21 protein-coding genes are annotated in these 20,390 nt (G+C 33.4%); 20 read left to right on the top strand and 1 reads right to left on the bottom strand.

The window, feature by feature from the left end:
• The first annotated feature begins 4 nt into the window (after window positions 1–4).
• The 19 genes from N4A68_13530 (at window position 5) to N4A68_13440 (ending at window position 17,969) form a co-directional block, all read left to right on the top strand.
• Complete coding sequence (locus N4A68_13530; protein MCT4565319.1) at window positions 5–979, top strand: DUF1722 domain-containing protein; 975 nt, start codon at window positions 5–7, stop codon at window positions 977–979.
• Window positions 980–1,150: 171 nt separating this feature from the next.
• Window positions 1,151–1,423, top strand: a complete 273-nt coding sequence (locus N4A68_13525) for a hypothetical protein (GenBank protein ID MCT4565318.1) — start codon at window positions 1,151–1,153, stop codon at window positions 1,421–1,423.
• A 184-nt stretch (window positions 1,424–1,607) separates the two neighbouring features.
• Entirely contained in the window at window positions 1,608–2,027 is a 420-nt protein-coding gene (locus tag N4A68_13520) for a HutP family protein (protein ID MCT4565317.1), read from the top strand.
• Between the two features lie 378 nt (window positions 2,028–2,405).
• Window positions 2,406–3,410, top strand: a complete 1,005-nt coding sequence (locus tag N4A68_13515) for an ABC transporter substrate-binding protein (protein MCT4565316.1) — start codon at window positions 2,406–2,408, stop codon at window positions 3,408–3,410.
• 1 nt (window position 3,411) lies between these two features.
• Entirely contained in the window at window positions 3,412–4,314 is a 903-nt protein-coding gene (locus N4A68_13510; GenBank protein ID MCT4565315.1) for an ABC transporter permease, read from the top strand.
• Window positions 4,280–5,068, top strand: coding sequence for an ATP-binding cassette domain-containing protein (locus N4A68_13505; GenBank protein MCT4565314.1), 789 nt, complete (start codon window positions 4,280–4,282; stop codon window positions 5,066–5,068). The genes N4A68_13510 and N4A68_13505 overlap by 35 nt, the downstream gene beginning before the upstream one ends.
• Window positions 5,069–5,329: 261 nt before the next feature.
• Window positions 5,330–5,692 carry a MerR family transcriptional regulator gene (locus tag N4A68_13500; GenBank protein MCT4565313.1) on the top strand — a complete coding sequence of 121 codons (363 nt, stop codon included), beginning with the start codon at window positions 5,330–5,332 and terminating at the stop codon, window positions 5,690–5,692.
• An 81-nt stretch (window positions 5,693–5,773) separates the two neighbouring features.
• On the top strand, window positions 5,774–6,493 hold the full coding sequence (locus N4A68_13495; GenBank protein ID MCT4565312.1) for an SDR family oxidoreductase: 720 nt from the start codon (window positions 5,774–5,776) through the stop codon (window positions 6,491–6,493).
• Between the two features lie 189 nt (window positions 6,494–6,682).
• Entirely contained in the window at window positions 6,683–7,093 is a 411-nt protein-coding gene (locus tag N4A68_13490; protein MCT4565311.1) for a CGGC domain-containing protein, read from the top strand.
• A 385-nt stretch (window positions 7,094–7,478) separates the two neighbouring features.
• Entirely contained in the window at window positions 7,479–7,706 is a 228-nt protein-coding gene (locus tag N4A68_13485; GenBank protein ID MCT4565310.1) for a helix-turn-helix transcriptional regulator, read from the top strand.
• 174 nt (window positions 7,707–7,880) lie between these two features.
• A complete protein-coding gene (locus N4A68_13480; protein ID MCT4565309.1) occupies window positions 7,881–9,290 on the top strand; it encodes a sigma 54-interacting transcriptional regulator in 1,410 nt (469 codons plus the stop codon).
• A gap of 227 nt (window positions 9,291–9,517) precedes the next feature.
• Window positions 9,518–10,636 (top strand): alanine dehydrogenase, encoded by a 1,119-nt coding sequence (locus tag N4A68_13475; GenBank protein MCT4565308.1) that lies wholly within the window; start codon window positions 9,518–9,520, stop codon window positions 10,634–10,636.
• 132 nt (window positions 10,637–10,768) lie between these two features.
• A complete protein-coding gene (locus N4A68_13470) occupies window positions 10,769–12,295 on the top strand; it encodes a transporter (protein MCT4565307.1) in 1,527 nt (508 codons plus the stop codon).
• Between the two features lie 223 nt (window positions 12,296–12,518).
• Window positions 12,519–14,399 carry a molecular chaperone HtpG gene (htpG, locus tag N4A68_13465; protein ID MCT4565306.1) on the top strand — a complete coding sequence of 627 codons (1,881 nt, stop codon included), beginning with the start codon at window positions 12,519–12,521 and terminating at the stop codon, window positions 14,397–14,399.
• 30 nt (window positions 14,400–14,429) lie between these two features.
• On the top strand, window positions 14,430–14,939 hold the full coding sequence (locus N4A68_13460; protein MCT4565305.1) for a GNAT family N-acetyltransferase: 510 nt from the start codon (window positions 14,430–14,432) through the stop codon (window positions 14,937–14,939).
• A gap of 356 nt (window positions 14,940–15,295) precedes the next feature.
• Window positions 15,296–16,609, top strand: a complete 1,314-nt coding sequence (locus N4A68_13455; GenBank protein ID MCT4565304.1) for a family 10 glycosylhydrolase — start codon at window positions 15,296–15,298, stop codon at window positions 16,607–16,609.
• A gap of 274 nt (window positions 16,610–16,883) precedes the next feature.
• The gene (locus N4A68_13450) at window positions 16,884–17,081 is read left to right on the top strand and encodes a cold-shock protein (GenBank protein MCT4565303.1); all 198 of its coding nucleotides are present in this window, start codon (window positions 16,884–16,886) and stop codon (window positions 17,079–17,081) included.
• A 169-nt stretch (window positions 17,082–17,250) separates the two neighbouring features.
• Window positions 17,251–17,463: a hypothetical protein gene (locus N4A68_13445; protein MCT4565302.1), complete on the top strand. Its 213-nt coding sequence runs from the start codon at window positions 17,251–17,253 to the stop codon at window positions 17,461–17,463.
• 47 nt (window positions 17,464–17,510) lie between these two features.
• Entirely contained in the window at window positions 17,511–17,969 is a 459-nt protein-coding gene (locus N4A68_13440) for a D-Ala-D-Ala carboxypeptidase family metallohydrolase (GenBank protein ID MCT4565301.1), read from the top strand.
• A gap of 15 nt (window positions 17,970–17,984) precedes the next feature.
• On the opposite strand, the gene N4A68_13435 is transcribed toward N4A68_13440, so the two are convergent.
• Window positions 17,985–18,197, bottom strand: coding sequence for a hypothetical protein (locus N4A68_13435; protein ID MCT4565300.1), 213 nt, complete (start codon window positions 18,195–18,197; stop codon window positions 17,985–17,987).
• A gap of 516 nt (window positions 18,198–18,713) precedes the next feature.
• On the opposite strand from N4A68_13435, the gene N4A68_13430 reads away from it, so the two are divergent.
• Window positions 18,714–20,390, top strand: coding sequence for an ATPase, T2SS/T4P/T4SS family (locus N4A68_13430; protein ID MCT4565299.1), 1,677 nt, complete (start codon window positions 18,714–18,716; stop codon window positions 20,388–20,390).

Below are 20,390 nucleotides of genomic sequence, written 5' to 3'. Positions count from 1 at the left end.
GTATATGAAAGCTTTTAATAAGCCTTTGATTTTACTAAGTAGTTGCATAGAGCATGACGATTGTCGCTATGATGGAACCATGACAAAATGCGATTTAGTCAAAAAGCTAGGCCCTTATGTTGATTTTATTACAGTGTGTCCAGAAGTATCCATTGGACTTTCTATACCTAGGCAGGCATTAAGAATTGTATTCTCAAAGGATAAGGGAAAAAGTCTAGTTTTCTCAAAAACGGGAGAAAATATGACACAAAAAATGATGGAATTTTCCAATGATTTTGCAGAAAAAATATCCCATAAAAAAATACACGGGGCCATTTTAAAAAGCCGTTCTCCATCATGTGGTTTTAAGGATGTAAAAATGTATAAAGATTTTGGAAAGTCGCCTTGTATACCTAAAAAAACTACTGGAATATTTGCAGAAACAATTAAGAATAAGTTTAATCAAATAGCAATAGAGGATGAGGGTAGACTAACTAATTATAATATAAGAGAACATTTTTTGACTAGAATTTTTACAGCAGCAGATTTTGAAGAGGTTAAAGAAAAGAAAAACATAAAGGAATTAATTGGATTTCAAAGTAGAAATAAATATCTATTGATGGCATATAGTCCAGGCAACTTAAAAAAATTAGGTAGAATTACTGCTAATAATGGTAATAGAAAAATTGAAGAAATGTTAGATGAATATGAACAATATTTAAATAAAGCTTTGTCCATTGTCCCCAGCACAATGCGTAATATAAATATGCTTCTCCATTTATTCGGATATTTTTCAAAAAATATTTCTAAGGATGAAAAAGCATTTTTCCTAGATAATTTAGAAAGCTATCGTAATAAAAAAGTGCCTTTTTCTGTTCCACTAGCTATTATTCATGCATGGGTTATAAGATTTAATAATGAGTATTTAATGAATCAAACTATATTTGAGGCATTTCCAAAGGAATTAATAGAAGTTACCGATTCAGGTAAAGGAGTATAGGAATGCATGGTAATGTAATGGTATTAATGAAAAATAGTATGAAATCAGAGGTGAATTAAGCAAGGGACATTGATAAAAAATATGGGTAAGGGTACAATATTTAGAAATCTATGTTATAATATGATGAAATAAATAAATTAGTATATTATATAGGAGTAGGGGGGAAGCCATATGTGGATATTATGGTTAGTAGTTATTGCAATAGGCTTAGTTTATATTTACAATAATTATAAAACCGATGACGAAGATATGTTAGGAGCTAAAGTTTTTGGGTATTATTTCCTTGGGGCATTTCATTTGAACTTAGGTTTATTGCCCATACCATTAGGATTTATAATATATTTAATTGCTTTTAAACCAACTTTAAATAAGGATGCCAAAAGGTATGCATCATATTTAGGTCTTATTGGATTTATTATTGGAGCCATATCTAGATTTATCTAGGGATTAAAATATTTTGAAATACTATTGTGGTATGCTATTATTTAATATAGGGACATATAGTAGAACTCAATAGGAAAGGTAGGTGAAAACCGTTATAGATTTACTAAAACTAGTAGGGTTAAAAGTTAAATATTTTGAATATGTTAATATTAGATCTTAGTAGATTGAATGTAACGGGTTTTGTGTGAACCAAAGTACAAAAGTAGCAAAGATTGCTGTTAAACTAGCTATGACTAGTCGTGAAGAGGAAAACGAATTAAAAAAGAAGTATCGCTCAGAAGGTATTAAATGTGTGGCTATTGATATTGGGGGGAAACTGCCAGATATCACAAATAAAGTACTAGAACGCGCCCTTGTAGCATCTAAAAAGAATGGTATCATTAAGGATGTTCATGTACATGATGGTGCAGTAGCAGGTGCAGCAAGAGAAGCTATGGCACAAATTGCTGTCAAAACCCATGGACTCAGTGGTGGTGGAAAAATCGGCATTGCAAGACAAGGAGAGCATTTGAGTGTTGCAATTTTTATGAGCATTGGATTACTCCACTTAAACGATATTGTTATTGGTCTTGGACATAGATCTCTACCTAAATTTGAAGAGTAAAATTTTATTGGAATTAGAAGAATAGGTTGACAAAGGCATGAACCTTCTGTATAATTCATTTTATCAGAAAAAATAATAATTTATTTATTGTAGCGAATCACTAATGTGGTTCAATGTAGAGCACAAAGACAGGAAACTGTAGAGCGTGCCAATGTAGGATAGTCTCATGGTGAGGCTATGCCACTAGGATTGTGGCGGTGAAAATAGTAGCAATGGAGCATGGTAGAATAGGTGAATTCTGTTTTTAAAACAGGACTTCTTTCGCGTACACAACTCCATGCAATGGAGTTTTTTTATTGCTTTTTTATAAATGTGTATGCAATACTATTTTACTAAAATATCAAGTATGCTCCAAAACACTAATAGGAGGATAGTAGAATGAAGATGAAAAAAATTATGAAGTTAGGGGCGATTTGCCTTACAGCAGTAATGGTATTAGCAGGTTGTGGAAAATCAACGGGTACAAATGTGGAAGCTAAGGGTGAAGCAGAAAAGACCTACAAGATAGGGGTTACGCAAATCGTAGAACATCCGGCTTTAGATGCGGCAAGGGAAGGTTTTGTAGAAGGTCTTAAAGAAGCAGGGTTTGATAGCAATGTTGAATTCGTCAATGAAAATGCACAAGGAGAGATGGCAACGGCACAGATCATTGCACAAAGCTTTGTAGAGTCAGATGTGGATATGATTTATGCCATCGCAACACCAACTGCACAAGCAGCATTTAATGCTACAAAAGAAATTCCAATTATGATTTCAGCGGTGACAGACCCAGTAGCGGCGGGTTTAACTAAATCCTTAGAAAAACCGGAGACAAATGTTTCAGGAACAAGTGATGAAGCACCCGTAGATTTACAACTTCAATTACTTGGTGAGTTGGGAATTAAGCCTCAGACAATTGGCTTTATATACAATACGAGTGAAAAAAATTCAGAGGTCCAATTAGAAGTTTTGAAGAAAGAAACAGACAAATTAGGATGGAAAGTTGAAGCACTTGGTATCACATCGCTTACAGAGATAGAACAAGGGATTGATGTGCTTTTAGATAAAGTGGATGTACTATATGCACCAACGGATAACATGGTGGCATCGGCTATTCAATTGGTAGCAAGCAAGGCTATTGCTAAGAAGATACCTGTACTTGCTGGTGAACCGGGAATGGTTGAAGGTGGGGCTTTAGCAACATGTGGTGTAGACTATTTTGCCCTAGGAAAGCAAACAGGATTTATGGCAGCAAAGGTACTTAAGGGGGAAGATATTTCAGTGATGTCTGTAGAAAAAGCAGAAAATCCTGAAATCACCATTAATAAAGCAACAGCGGATGCATTAGGAATTGTTATTAGTGAGACATTAAATCAGAAAAGTAATATTATTGGAGTGAAATAAAATGAACGAACTACTCATATCAACGTTATCACAAGGGTTCATTTTCGCTATTGCGGCTCTTGGGATTTACATTACATTTAGAATATTGGATTTTCCAGATTTATCGGTGGACGGAACATTTACCACTGGGGCGGCTATTTGTGCCATTGTTATTAAAATGGGAGGGCCTCCTATACTTGCATTGGTGTTATCCATTTTAGGTGGTATTGTCGCTGGAGCATGTACTGGACTATTGCATGTAAAGCTTGGAATAACAAATATTTTATCAGGGATTATTGTGATGATTGGACTGTATTCTATCAATCTTAGAATTATGGGCAAAAGTAATATTCATCTTTTTGACGTAAACCATATGTTTACAGGGCTTAATGCCGTAGAGAAAACCCTTATTGTGCTGGTATTCGTTATATGTTTAAAGGTGATAATGGATATCTTCTTTAAAACGCAAAAAGGTTATGTCTTAAAGGCGTTGGGAGAAAATCCTCAATTTGTTGTTTCATTAGGATTTGATGCGGGAAGTTACAAAATCCTTGGATTGATAATGGCAAATGCTTGTGTGGCGTTATCTGGTGGATTATATGCACAATATCAAGGATTCTCTGACGTTGGTATGGGTACGGGTTTGATTGTAAGTGGATTGGCATCTATTGTTATAGGTGAAATGTTATTTAAACGTATAACCTTCTTTAAAGTCACAACAATTGTTGTACTTGGTTCAATGATATATAGAGCGATACTATCGGCGGCACTGAAGTTTGGTTTGAATGCGTCGGACTTAAAGTTAATTACTGCAGTTATAATGGTGGTTATCCTATCCGGGGTACTTGAAAAATTTGCTGGAATTTTTAAACCGAAGGGAGTAAAGGTACATGTTGCAACTAAAAAATCTATACAAGACATTTAATCGAAATACTCCTTATGAAAAGCAACTGTATGCTGGTCTCAATTTAAAGGTTGAAAAAGGAGATTTTATAACAATTATCGGCAGTAATGGTGCTGGTAAAAGTACACTTTTTAAGATGATTACCAATAGTATTGAGATAGATGACGGTTCTATTTTATTTGGTAGTGACGATACGACATATTATAAAGAGTTCCAAACGGCCAAACGTGTATCCTCGGTGGTGCAAGATCCTAAAATGGGGACTGTCAGTGGAATGACTGTGTTTGAAAATTTAGCTATGGCTGAGATAAAGGGAAAAAAAGCTACATTGAAATTTTGTCTTCAGAGTCAGCGTCGCACTTATTATAGCGAACTACTTAGCCAGTTTCATTTAGGCCTAGAAGATAAATTAGAGGTGCGTACGGAATTGCTTTCAGGGGGACAGCGTCAAGTTCTCAGCTTGCTTATGGCAACCTTAAATATTCCAAAGCTTTTATTGCTAGATGAACATACGGCGGCACTGGATCCAAAAACTTCTGAGAAAGTAATGGAGATAACAGAGCAGGTGGTAACACAGAATGGATTGACTTGCATGATGATTACCCACAAGTTAGAAGATGCAATCCGCTATGGAAATCGGCTCATTATGATTCATGAAGGACAGGTGCTTATGGATATTAGAGGCAAAGAAAAGGAGTCACTAGATATTCAAACTTTATTATCAAAATATAAGAAAGTGAAGTCCTCACTCAGTGATAGACAATTATTCAGCTAGGGTTTGGAAACTTATGTGATGGTGTGTCAAAGGATTATCCTTTGACACACCATCTTTTTTATAAATAAAAGTCATCAATATACAATCCACTAATAAATTTTGATTTTTAAAACAACTAATGACTTAGGATATTTGAGAAGCCAAAATATAATAAACTAATACAATAACTATGGTATACTTAATTGATGATTATAGGAATATTTAGATATAAGAATATAATAGGTCATAATATAAAATAATATTTGAGGAGGGTACAATTAAATGAGTTTTACTATCAAAGAGGCATCACAAATTACAGGTCTTGCGGCCCATACCATAAGATATTATGAGAAAGAAGGTATATTACCTCCTATAGAAAGAGATGAAAATGGAATAAGAATTTTCAGTGAAGAAAATATCTTTTGGTTAGATCTAGTAATATGTCTTAAAAAAACTAATATGACAGTAAATGATATTAAGAGGATCATTGAATTAAGTATACAGGGTGATAGTACTATTGATGAAAGAAAAAGCATTCTTCTAGGCCATAAAAATAAGATAGCATCACAGATTGAGGAGTTAGAAGAGAGTATGAAAAAGATAGAGAAAAAGATTGACTTCTATGATGGTAAAGAAAGTTGCTAAAAATTTTATAAAAAGCCTTGACTTAAAGTATACTTTAACGTTTAAAATATAATTAATTCAAACGAAGGAGTGAATAGAGGTATGAAAAAATTAGTAGTTATTACAGGTGCGAGTTCGGGGTTTGGGAAAGAAACAGCTATACAGTTATCTAACATGGGACACCCTCTTCTGCTTTTATCAAGAAGGGTAGAGAAAATGGAAGAATTAAATTTACCTAACACATTATGTAGAAGTGTTGATGTGACAGATTTAGAAGCCATGAAAAAAGCTATTGATGAGGCTGAGGCTTTATATGGAAAGGTTGATTGTTTAATCAACAATGCGGGTATTATGCTTTTGGGAAATATGAATGAGCAAGCTCCAAAGGAGTGGAGTAATATGTTTGATGTCAATGTAAAGGGACTTCTAAATGGTATTCATATAGTTCTTGATGATATGATAAAGAGGTCTGAAGGAAGTATAATCAATATAAGTTCTATTGCTGGCAAAAAAACTTTTCCTAATCATGTAGCTTATTGTGGAACTAAGTTTGCGGTTCACGCTATTTCTGAAAATCTTAGGGAGGAAGTATCAAAGCACAATGTAAGGGTAATGACCATAGCACCTGGTGCAGCTGATACAGAACTTTTGAGTCATACTACATCTGAAGACATAAAGAGTGGTTATAGGGAATGGACGGATTCAATAGGTGGATCAATGAGTGCTAAGGATGTTGCAAACGCAATAGTTTATGTATATAATCAGCCACAACATTTGTGTATTAGAGAAGTGGCATTAGCACAAACAAAACAAGAAGCGTAATGATATAAAAACAACCTTGATTTTTTCATAAAATCAAGGTTGTTTTTATATTCTACTAAACTTGAAAATATAATTCTGGAAAGGTTATAGTAGATATCAAAGTGTAAAATTAATCCTCTATTACTACTAATCAACAACTCATAAATTTTAAATTCATGTTATAATTATTTGAAATAAAGGGGTGAAAAAATGGACAAAAAGTATGTGGTTATCATTCAATGCGATATTGCCCATAGAAGATGTAGTGGATTTGCCTGTACAAATGCTTTCTATAATAGAGAAGCTAATTTCAAGGAGTATGATAGAGAAACAAGGTATATATCCTTTACATGCGGAGGGTGCTGTGGGAAAGGGATTAGTTCAAAATTAGAACATTTTTCAAAGCGATTACGAAAGGATGAAACCATTGATAAAGATGGGGTTGTAATTCATTTATCATCATGTATGGTGACTGACAATCATCACTATGATAGATGTCCCCATGTTGATTATATTAAAGGGATTATTGAGAAGAAGGGCTATAAGAATGTAGTAGAAGGTTCGTATATAAGTAAAAATTCCTTGAAAAAGAGGGAGCAAGGCATATATAATAGTTATTAAAATAAATCAAAGTAGCATCAATACTTCTATTTTCATAAAAAATATTCACAGTCCTACAAATCATCGGCGGATTCCAGAGTTGGTAAGTGAAGTGTCCATGACTTAATTATGAATACTGAGACTGGAGTTGTAGATGTGGTGGGGAATGGATATAATAAGTAAATCAATGTTATTTTCATAAATACAGTGGATATCTAAGAGATCTTAAATATAGAGTGCCCTAAGTAATGCTCTATATTTAAGATCTTTTTATTTCCCAAAAGTTTAAAAAAATCCTTAACCTCAATTGTAAAATGAATTTATAGAATGCGTTGTATATAAACAACAAAATGTTGACTATATACAACATACATGTTATACTATGAATTATACTAGGAGGTGTTGTATGGTTAAACGCAAAAAGTTATTTAATACAAAGATAAAAGCCCTTAGGGCTGAAAAAAGCTTAACTCAAGAAGAGCTGTCAATAGAGATAGGAGTAAATAGGGGCACGATATTAGAGATTGAAAGGGGAACCTTCAACCCTTCACTTAAACTTGCCTTTTCTATAGCAAAATATTTTGATAGAACCGTTGATGAAGTATTTGAACTATTGGAGGAGAGTGAAGAATGATTAATATAAGTCAACAAATAATAGGAATATAAGAAAATAGGAACAGAGGTAAACAAGAATTTTAATATTATATGGGTAATATATATCATAACCATGGTATTAATTAGTTCATATATCTTTTATCAAAAAGTGATATAGAAATTCCAAGACAAGTGAAAGAAGGAGGCTAATCCATTGAGTAATGAATTTTGGCAAGTTGACTATGTTGATTCCCTGATGATTATTGATAGACACTTTAAAATCCTTCATACTAATCGCTATAATCCACGATTTGATGATGAGCCGTACCAAAATACATCCTCTGACTATCTTAATAAAAATTTTTTTGAAGTCTATCCTCAATTATCTCAAGATCAGAGTTCAATGTACGAATGTATTCAAAATGGGCATGTGGTATACCGAGAGAACCAAATGTTCAAAGACTATAGTGGTCGTGTTTTTAATACTTGTAATCTAACCATACCTATTAATAGACGTGGTGAAATAGTTGGAGCAATAGAATTGTCAAAGGATATAACATCTATAGATGATTTACATAAGAAGGTATCCTACAGTAATAATATTAAAAAAACTACAGCTGAAGCTATTGCTAAGGATAAGATAACCTTTGAGGATATTCTTACTTCAAGTACCGATATGATTGAGAATATTAGAAAAGCTAAATTTTTCTCAAGTTCGTCAAATCCAACCTTAATTTATGGTGAGACGGGTACAGGGAAAGAACTTTTTGTGCAGGCAATGACTAACCATAGTAAAATGCTACGTGATAATTTTGTTGCCTTAAATTGTGCAGCGGTTCCCGAGAATTTAATGGAATCCATTTTATTTGGAGCTGTGAAAGGTGCATATACCGGTGCTGAAAATAGAACGGGACTATTTGAACTAGCTGATAAGGGAATATTGTTTCTAGATGAATTGAATTCGATGCCCTATGGATTACAAGCAAAACTACTGCGTGTATTAGAGGATGGGGTCATTAGACCTGTAGGAGCAAATAAAGGGAAACAAATAAATGTAAAGATTATAGCTGCTATGAATGTTGATCCTATTGAAGCCATAGAGAAAAAAGTATTGAGGGAGGATTTATTTTATAGGTTTAGTAGTAGCACTATCAAACTAGTTCCCCTTAGGCAGAGAAAACAGGATATAGTTTTGTATGTAAATAGATTTATTAAAGACTATAATTCAAAATATAAGAAGGATGTACAAGGACTATCGCAAACTATGATGGAAATATTTATGAATTATGAGTGGAAAGGGAATGTTAGAGAACTAAAGCATATTATAGAATCCATGATAAGTACATCGGAAGAAAGGGTTATGACAATAAAAAACTTGCCAATATATATGAAGGATCGTATTGATCGTGACGATGATAAATTATTAGTAGCTGAAACAATAGTATATGATCCAATCATACCCTTACGTGAAGCGTTAGAGAGAACGGAAAGAGATAGCATTGTTAAGGCTCTAACAAGGACTGAGGGAAAATTAACAAATGCTGCTAAACTTTTATGTATTCCAAGACAAACACTGAAATATAAAATGGATAAATTAGATATCCGTAAGCAGAAATTTAAATAAAGACAAAAAATTGTCTCTTAATATTAAATACGCCAAAAACATGGCGTGTTTTTTACATCATTTCAAAAATATGACGAAAATTTAGCGTTTGCTACCTTGTGAATTACATAACATGTGAAATTTATTTTAAGATGCTAGTCATATCAACGGGTTTGAAATTAATTTAAAGTTTGGTATGGATATTGCTTTATTAAGTTTTTGAAATAAATAAACAGGGAGGTAGTGATATGAAAATAGGAGTTCCAAAGGAAATAAAAAACAATGAATATCGAGTTGCCTTGACACCAGCAGGGGTTAAGGAGTTTGTCCGTAGAGGTCATGAAGTTTACTTAGAAAAATCTGCTGGAATTGGGAGTGGATTTTCAGATGATGATTATCAAAGGGCAGGGGCTCATATAGTCGATGTAAAAACTGTTTATGGAAATTCAGAAATGATATACAAGGTGAAGGAGATATTACCTCCAGAATACGGGTATATGCGTGAAGGATTGATTATTTTCACCTATATCCATTCTAATGCCAATCGTGAAATGACTAGTGTTCTATTAGATAATAAGGTGATAGGTATAGCATATGAGGATATTGTAGATAAAAAGGGAGATTTCCCATTATTAAGGCCTATGAGCGAACTAGCGGGGAAAGGAGGCTTCATAGCCGGCTTAAACTTTTGTCAAAGTATCAATGGTGGAACTGGAAAGCTGCTGGCAGGTGTACATGGTGTTCGAACTCCAAAGGTGACTATAATCGGTGGTGGGGCAGCCGGTATAGGTGCAGCTGAATTGGCCTCTGGCTTTGGGAATAAAGTTGTAGTGTTAGATATATCTATGGATAAACTAGAAGAAGCAAAATATAAACTTCCGGCAAATGTAGAGCTTTTATATTCAAATCGGATTAACTTAGAGGAATGCCTTAAAAGCTCAGATGTGATTATTAACTGTCTATTATGGGATAAAACACGAAAGGATCATTTAATCTATCGTGGGGATTTAAAACTGATGAAACAAGGAAGTATCATTGTTGATGTTTCTTGTGACGAAGAGGGGGCAATTGAAACATGTAGAGCTACATCCCATGATGATCCAATATATAGTGTGGATGGCATTATACATTATGCTGTGGATAATATCCCATCAGCTTTTTCGGAAACCGCAACTATAGCATTGTCAAATGTTACATTACCATATGCCCTAGAAATTGCAAATAAGGGCTGTGACATAGCACTCAAGGAAAACAAAGGATTGAGGAGAGGACTCACCTTTTACCATGGAGCCATGACACTAAAGGAAACATCTATTAAGCAAGATATACCATATATTTCTCCAGAAGAAGCCTTGGGAATATTGTAAAACAGTATAGGGATAGGGACTGGAGATTTAAAGTCAATATAAACTTATTCTATATTAATAAAATAAATAGATTAAAGGGAGGGAAGATTAGAAAAATATAAAGAATTATAAAATACAAGGAGGGAAATAGTTTTGAGTGAACGAAAAACAACTATTGAAGGGTCAATGTCGAAAAAAAGAAATAATTATATTGTTTTGGGAATTATAGCATTAATTTTAATTGTTGCTTTTATCAAAGGCAGTGGAATTGAAGATCCGGAAGCTGTTAGCTTTGGGGTATGGGCTGTACTACCTGCTATAGTTGCAGTTACATTAGCATTTGTTACACGGGAGGCTTTATTTTCATTATTAATTGCGGCCATTGCCGGGTTATTTATACAAGGTAAGGGTTTATGGGGACTTCCAGGATTGTTCATGAAGGCCCTTGGTAATGGTGATTTTATTTGGGTTGTTATGGTAGAAATATTTATTGGCATTTTAGTTGCATTCTTCCTCAAAACAGGCTCCACCGAGGAATTTAGCCGTGTGGCCAGTGAACGTATTAAATCAAGAAAAGGTGTTCAAATTTTAGGCTGGTTTTTAGGTATGTTTATATTCTTTAGTGATTATTTTTCTCCACTTTTTGTAGGGCCAGTAATGAAGAATCTTACGGATAAAGCTAAAATATCTAGAGAAAAATTAGCCTATATTTGTGATTCTACATCTGCTCCTATGGCTGTCCTTATTCCATTTAGTGCATGGGGAGTGTATATATCCAGTCTATTAGTTGGGCATGGACCTATCAAAGATAACTTAATGGCAGCCGAGGTGTATTTTAAGTCAGTGGGCTTCAATTTATATGCTATATTCGCTGTCCTAATGGTTGGGTTATTTGCACTTGGAATCATCCCAGAGTTTGGGCCAATGAAAAAAGCTGAAGAACGAGCTATGAAAGAAGGAAAGGTTTTAAGTGATACGGCACAACCATTGATGGGGGTAGAATTATCAGAAATTGAGCCGGCAAAGGAATTGCAAAAACCAAGGCTATTCATCAACTTCATATTACCGGTATTAATCGTTATATGTATGGCAGTTGGTACTTATATGATTCTTGGTTCAGCAAAGACTTTAGAGGCATTTATGTTTGCAGTATTCTTTTTGGGAATTGCATTATTAATTCAAAAGCTTACTATCAAGGATATATTTGATACAGCAGTTCGTGGTATAAAAGGAGTAATGCCGGCTATTCTAATTTTAGCAATGGCATATGTTATAAATACAGTTAGTAAAGAACTTGGAGCTGCACAATATATTATTGAAATCACAGAATCGTGGATGACTGCATCTATGCTTCCCGTATTAACATTTTTTATCTGTGCATTTATTTCATTCTCCACAGGAACATCCTGGGGTACTTATGCGATTGTAACACCTATTGCCATTCCACTTGCCTTTGCATTTTCAGGTGGAGCTGTTACTACATTGATATATGCCACTGTTGGAGCTGTTGCTGGTGGAGGTGTATTTGGAGATCACTGTTCTCCACTATCGGATACTACTATTTTATCATCCTTTGGAGCTGCTTCGGATCACATCGATCACGTAAAAACCCAGCTTCCCTATGCATTTGTTGCAGCTGGAGCTGCATTGGTTATCTATTTATTAATTGGAATTTTATAGTTCGATTGATATTATATTAAAATAGTGGGTAACTGTTGAAATGGCAGAGTTTGGGTTGATCTATCACCCTAAAATCTCATCTTAACTATTAGAAAGAATCTCTCCGAAATATTGACATAAAAACGAAAATATGATATACAAGAGTTATGGTTAGCACTCGAAACATGAGAGTGCTAATCATAACTTTTTTAAATTTAGCTTTATACTGAAGGGAGAGATTTAATTGGTACAAAAAGAATTTAAGGCAGAATCTAAAAGATTGTTGGATATGATGATCAATTCTATTTATACCCATAAGGAGATATTTTTAAGAGAACTTATATCTAATGCTAGTGATGCAATTGACAAGGTATATTACAAGGAGTTAACCGATGATTCTGTTACATTTGATAAGGAGAATTATTATATAAAAATATCCGTTGATAGGGAAAATAAAACATTAAAGATTTCTGATACGGGTATAGGTATGACAAAGGAAGAGCTAGAAAACAATCTTGGAACAATTGCTCAAAGTGGTTCATTAGCCTTTAAGAAAGAAAATGAGATGAAGGATGGATATGATATCATTGGACAGTTTGGCGTTGGATTCTATTCTGCTTTTATGGTATCGGAAGTAGTTACGGTTATTAGTAAGGCACTAGACAGCGAACAAGGCTATAAGTGGGAATCGAAGGGAGCAGAAGGCTATACTATCGAAGAATATGCAAAGGATTCAATTGGTACAGATATTATATTAAAGATTAAAGAGAATACAGAAGACGAAAAATATGATGATTACTTGTCAGAACATAGATTAAGATCTATAGTAAAAAAATATTCTGATTTTATTAGATATCCCATAAAAATGGATATTACAGAAAGTAGACTTAAAGAGGGAACTGAAAACGAATATGAGGATTTTACGGAAGAAAAGGTAGTAAATAGCAGGGTTCCTATTTGGAGAAAGAACAAAAGGGAGCTTACTAATGAAGACTATGAAAACTTCTACTCTGAAAAGCACTATGGTTTTGATAAGCCATTAAAACATATACATATTAGTGTTGATGGAGCTATAAGATATAATTCCATACTATTTATACCAGAAAACATTCCCTTTGATTACTATTCTAAGGAATACGAAAAAGGTCTTGAGTTATACTCAAATGGTGTATTAATAATGAACAAATGCCAAGACTTGCTTCCTGACTATTTTAGCTTTGTAAAGGGTATGGTGGATTCCGAGGATTTATCCCTTAATATATCTAGGGAAATGCTTCAGCATGATAGACAGCTTAAGTTAATAGCTAAAAATATTAATAGTAAAATTAAAAAAGAATTAGTAGGTATGTTGAAAAATGAGAGGGAAAATTACGAGAAGTTCTATGAAGCCTTTGGTAGACAATTAAAGTATGGGGTATATGATAAGTTTGGAAGTAATAAAGACTTATTACAAGATATATTGATGTTCTATTCCTCTAAAGAAAAGAAAATGGTAACCTTGGATGAGTATATTTCAAGAATGCCTGAGGAACAAAAATATATTTATTATGCTTCTGGGGAAACAAATGAAAGAATTGAGAAGCTGCCTCAAATAGAACTAGTATCCGATAAAGGATATGAAATATTATATTTTACCGATGATATTGATGAATTTGCTATAAAGATGCTAATGACATATAAGGAAAAGGAATTCAAATCCGTATCAAGCGGTGATCTTGGGATTGAGCCAGAAGAAAATGAAAATGATTCCGATGACAAAGAAAATGAAAACATGAAATTATTTAATAAAATGAAAGATATCTTATCTCAAAAGGTAAAGGATGTAAGAGTATCAAAGAGATTAAAAAAACATCCTGTGTGCTTGGCAAACGATGGCGATTTATCTATTGAAATGGAAAAAATACTTAATTCCATGCCTAATAATCAAGACATTCAAGCCGACAAAGTATTGGAAATAAATGTTAATCATGAAGTTTTTAAAACCCTAAAGGCTGCCTATGAAAAGGATGAAGATAAGCTTAAGTTATATACTAGCTTATTATACAACCAAGCATTGCTTATTGAAGGGTTGCCAATAGATGATCCAGTAGAGTTTTCAAATAATATATGTAAGATCATGGGTTAATTGTCCCTATGGACTATGAAAGGGGCATATATGTTGATAGATAATTATTCAGAAATGCTATGGGAGATATATACTGCTTCTTTCCCTCCCGATGAAAGAAGATCCTATAATCAGCAGAAGGAAATAATGAAAAACGATAAATACAATGTAATACCATATTTAAGTAATAATAAATTGATTGGATTTTTAGCCTATTGGGATTTGACGGATTTTATTTTCATTGAGCATTTTGCTTTTAGTTCAAAAATGAGGGGTATGGGCCTTGGGAGTAAATATTTAAAAGAGTTTTTAAACAAAGTCCATGGACAAGTGATTCTGGAAGTAGAGCCGATATCCGATGATATTACTTTGAGGAGAGTGGGTTTCTACAAAAGGTTAGGCTTTGAGTTGAATAGATACGACTATTATCAGCCCCCCTTTGATAAAAGCAAGGAGCCTGTTAATCTACAACTCATGTCCTATAACAAAGGCCTTAATCACCAAGAATTTCAATTGATCAAAGAAAAGTTATATAAGGATGTTTATGAGGAAATTACATAACTGTGACTTGGCAGAATTGCATATGCGAATATCATCCTTAATTTGAATATTTGAGATATAGCATATTTGGTGGTATACCTTTGGAGATTTTTAAACTATATATATTTAGATGGTTTTTGTAGGAAGTAATTATGCAATTTGCTTTATAATTATTGTTAAAAAATCAAGGATGAATTGTATTATCAAGTTCATCCTTGATTTTTCAATATGGGAATTAAAGTTTTGACTAAAATCTTCATGGTAGATATTCCTAAATGTTAATATTGCCATAAAAAAGAAGGATAATGTAAAAAAATGTTGAACTATTGTAATTATAGGAAAGCTTGATATTTTGAAAAACAAGGGGGATAATATTGATGCTAAAAAATGTCGCAGCAAGGTTTTTTGTTTTGGCTTTAGTCGTATTTATGATTACTGGTTCCGTATATGCTTTCACTAAAGTGGATAATACAAAGCTTCAAAATAATATTTTAAATGAAGGCCATGAAAAAAATGTATCCAACGGTATAGCTCAAACTAATGATAACAATGAAATAAAGGAGCTTAGGGCCGTTTGGGTGGCTACGGTTTACGGATTGGATTATCCTTCATCGGGAGCAACTACAGATAGTGCTATTCTGAAAAAAGAGATTATAGACATGCTTGACAATATCCAGACAATGGGTTTTAATACAGTATATTTTCAAGTACGACCAGCAGCGGATGCATTTTATCCATCAAAAATATTTCCATGGTCAAAGTATCTAACTGGGAATCAAACTACTGCACCTAAAGCAGGCTTTGACCCACTAAAGTTTATTGTTGATGAAGGACATAAAAGAAATATTGAGATACACGCATGGATAAATCCCTATAGGATTACCATGAAAAAAAGCGATTTAGAAGAGTTAGCCCATAACCATCCAGCAATTCTTCATCCAGAATGGGTTGTAGCCCATGGAACTGGCGATAAGGTAAGGCATTATTTTAATCCTGGAATTCCTGAAGTTGAAAAAATGATTCTCAATGGAGTTTCTGAAATTATACAAAATTACGATGTGGATGGAATTCACTTGGATGATTATTTTTATCCCGGTAAGGCCTTTGATGATTATAATACCTATGTTAAGTACGGAAGTGAATATGACAATATCCATGATTGGAGACGTGACAATATAAACAAACTAATAGAAAAGATGTACTATTTAATAAAGGCAAAGGATGAGAAACTAGACTTTGGAGTAAGTCCATTTGCTATTTGGGCTAATAAAACCTCTAACCCTTTAGGATCAGATACAAAGGGGAAAGAATCCTATTATGCTATGTATGCTGATACAAGAGGATGGGTAAAAGCGGGATATTTAGATTATATAATGCCTCAGATTTACTGGAACATAGGCTATAAGATAGCCGACTATGAAAAAATATTAAATTGGTGGGTTGATGTTGTTAAAGATACCAATGTAAAACTATATGTTGGACAAGCTGCCTATAGAACATGTAATCCAAATTCTGATAGCCCTTGGTATGGGGTCAATCAACTTAGTGACCAAGTAAAGCTTAATCGTGCTACCGATAATGTAGGTGGATATTGTATGTTTAGATATAGATCCCTATTAAGAAAACCGGAATTGATTCAACTTATGAAGGATTTAAATAAACCTATGAAAAATTCAATGCAGGGATTTTAGTATAGGCTTTAACTTATACAAGTCGAGAATGCCCAGAACCATCGCATATTTGGGCATGTATAAATTAAAGTTTTGATTGGAGTCTCTATAATTAATTGAGCAAATTGCATAATTGGAAGCTGAATATTGGCTGGATGGCCATGGTTAAAACAGCTAATATCCTATATTTCGACAATGTTTTTATGGTGGTGTGGCTTGACAGTTGTGTATATAAATGATAATCTTGCATAGTAAGTATGTTATACTACAAATTGAATTTTTGGAGGATTGTTTAATGAAAGGTAAAGTAAAATGGTTTAACGGCGAAAAGGGTTATGGATTCATCACAGGAGAAGACGGTAAAGATGTATTTGTACACTATTCTTCTATAGAAGGAACTGGATTCAAATCTTTAGATGAGGATCAAGATGTTGAGTTTGAAGTTGTTGAAGGAGAAAAAGGACCTCAAGCAACTAATGTAGTAAAACTATAATTAGAATATATAAAGTACATATTTTAATATATAGACTACTATAAAAAACCCTGACATTTTCAGGGTTTTTTATGATTTCATGGACTTGTCCTTTAGTTTTTATACAATTGAAGTGGTAAATATTTTTTGATATTATTATATTAAAAGGAAATAAGTTGGGGTGATAAGTATGAAGAAAATGAAAGAAAAAATTATTATTAGTGGTAAAGAATTGGTAATCAGTTCTTCTGGCAAGCAGGGAAGACATCTTGATATTGTGAAATCTGGATGTGGTGCCCACGAAAGTAAAAAAAGAAAAATGCAAAAAAGAAAGGGAAGATATGCACAGCGTCTCAAGAAAGACCTTAAAGGTTATTCTGGGGACGCTGTTTTATTCTTTTAAAGCACCTAAAAAGGTATTCAAGAGTATTATATTAGGGGGTGAAAGACATGCTGAATATAAAGGTTTTTGATGGGCAAATAACTAAGAACTTTAATCTTGCTGAATTCAAATGTAAGGATAGGGGAGAAGTGCTTTTGAATGCAGCAGTAATAGATCATATACAAAGACTACAAAGTTTCAGAAATTGGTACAATAGACCGATGAAGGTTGTTTCAGGCTATAGAACTGAAAAATACAATGAAAAGATCGGAGGCAGTAAGAAAAGTAAGCATATAGAGGGTATCGCCAGTGATATAGCATTACCAGATGATTTTTACGGATTTTCAAAACAAAGAAGGGATGAGTTTTTAAATAATGTTAAAAGTAAATGGATAGAATTATGTGAACTAGATGGACTAGGCGGTGGTATAGGGTTTTATGATACATTTTTTCACATAGATAGTAGATCTAAGGGGAAATATAAAAATGGCTTTTATGCATTCTGGGATTTGAGAAAAAATAAATAAGCTTAACAGGGTGTTTTAAACCCTGTTGTGATCCACCATGGTATATTGAAATGGCAAAAGATTTTTAGGAACATTTTCCATACCATTGCTTTGTGATATTTGCCATATAGCACATTTAGTGTAATAGTAGCTACAGTAGTTAGCCTTGAAAATATCCCTAAAACCTTTTTGGTGTTTAATGGTATTATTAAGATATGAGCATTCCTTTGCATAAATGCATTGAGGCATACAAATCATCCTTTCCCGTATAATTTCAATTAATATTCAAAAAAAATCAAAAATATGAATACAAATATACAAAAAATAAATTATCTACAGAATTTTCATAGTATAACTTAATTTATACATGGACAAATATGCGATACTTCTTGGCATTTTGGCCATGTATAAGTTAAAGTCTATACTAAAAATCCTTACATTAGTAGAACTATACCCCGTTTATTATGTAACTTATGCAATTTGCTCACTTGATTTCAAAATAATAAAAAAAATATAAAATTTAGCAGGTATTTCAAAAAATAGGTCGAATTAACTATTGACTAGAAAAATATTATAAAAATTCCAGTCAAAATTTTAATTTAAACTCTCTATAAGAGAACCTTAAGAACTTAATAAAACGTAAATAAGAGATGAATAGCTATATATGTACGCTTATGTTGATGTAATGGCGTAGTCAGCTAACTGTGAAATAAGGAATTATAGTTAGTTTTTTTTATTTCATATATTTCGAATTCGGGGGATAAGATGGAAAAAAGAAAAAGATTGGGAGATCTATTGATTGAAGCAGAATTAATAACATTAGAACAACTAAGTGAAGCACTAACTATCCAGAGAAGCTCGGGTAAAAAAATTGGTGAGATTCTAACTAATAGTGGTTTAATAACAGAGATGCAAATAATTGAGGTTTTAGAATTTCAGCTTGGTATACCTCATATGGATCTAGAGAAACATTATATAGATCCTGATATACCTAATTTGATTAGTGAGGATTTAGCAAGAAGACATACTTTGATACCAGTGAGTAAAAAAGCAAATAGACTTATGGTAGCTATGGCAGACCCTTTAAATATATTTGCCATAGATGATGTGAAGATTGCTACGGGATTGGATGTTGAACCAGTCATATCCACGGGAAAAGGGATACTTGATGCCATAGATGAATATTATGGAAAACAAAGTGCTGAAAAAGCCATAGAAGATTTTAAAAGTCAATACAAGGTTGATAATATAGAAAATATCGATGATGAGATTTTAGATGAAATAAACAATGCTCCTGTAGTAAGGTTAGTTAATTCCATCATTAAGCAAGCTGTAAAATCCAAAGCTAGTGATATACATATAGAACCCTTTGAAAGTAAAATAAGAGTTCGCTTTAGAATCGATGGTAATCTCCAAGAAATCATGACACCAGCTAAAACTACCCATTCCGCAATAATAACTAGAATTAAGATCATGGGCAAGATGAATATAGCAGAAAAAAGGCTTCCACAGGATGGAAGAGTAGAGATCAATATGGATGGTCAAGAAATAGATTTGCGTATATCAATACTACCGACGGTCTATGGTGAAAAGATAGTTATCAGACTTTTGGATAGAAGCAACTTTTTAATGTCGAGAAGTCAGCTTGGTTTTAATAACCATAATCTTGACCTTTTAACCAATATAATGAAAAACCCAAATGGCATTATATTGGTTACAGGGCCAACCGGCAGCGGTAAGACTACTACATTATATACTTTACTTAGGGAGCTAAACAAAATTGACAGAAATATTATAACAGTTGAAGATCCCGTTGAGTATAGATTAAATGGAATAAACCAAGTTGCAGTAAACAACAAAGCAGGACTTACCTTTGCAAATGCCCTCAGATCCATTTTGAGACAGGACCCTGACATCATAATGATAGGGGAGATAAGGGACTCTGAAACAGCTCAGATAGCAGTTAGAGCAGCTATAACGGGTCATTTGGTTTTGAGTACAATGCATACCAATGATACTGCGTCTACGGTTACCAGATTAATGGATATGGGTATAGAACCCTATTTAGTTTCCTCATCGGTAGTAGGTATAATAGCACAAAGGCTTGTTAGAAGGATATGTTCTTACTGTAAGGTAGAGTATACTCCAAGTGAAGCCGAGAGAAACATATTGAAAATAGATAAAACAGTCCAATTATATAAGGGTAAGGGCTGCAGCTATTGTAATCATACAGGCTATAGGGGAAGAATCTCTATACATGAGATAATGACTATAGGGAAGGAACTTCGCATACAAATAGACAACAAAGAGGGTGTGGATATCCTAAGGAAAACGGCATCAAAAAATGGGACAAGCAGTCTTAGAATGAATTGTGAAGAATTAGTGAAAAATGGAGTCACGACAGTTAAAGAGCTATTAAGGGTAACATACGTTATAGATTAG

The sequence above is a fragment of the Maledivibacter sp. genome (assembly GCA_025210375.1).
Lineage (GTDB): Bacteria > Bacillota > Clostridia > Peptostreptococcales > Caminicellaceae > JAOASB01.
This window is presented reverse-complemented; position numbering and strand designations above follow the sequence as displayed.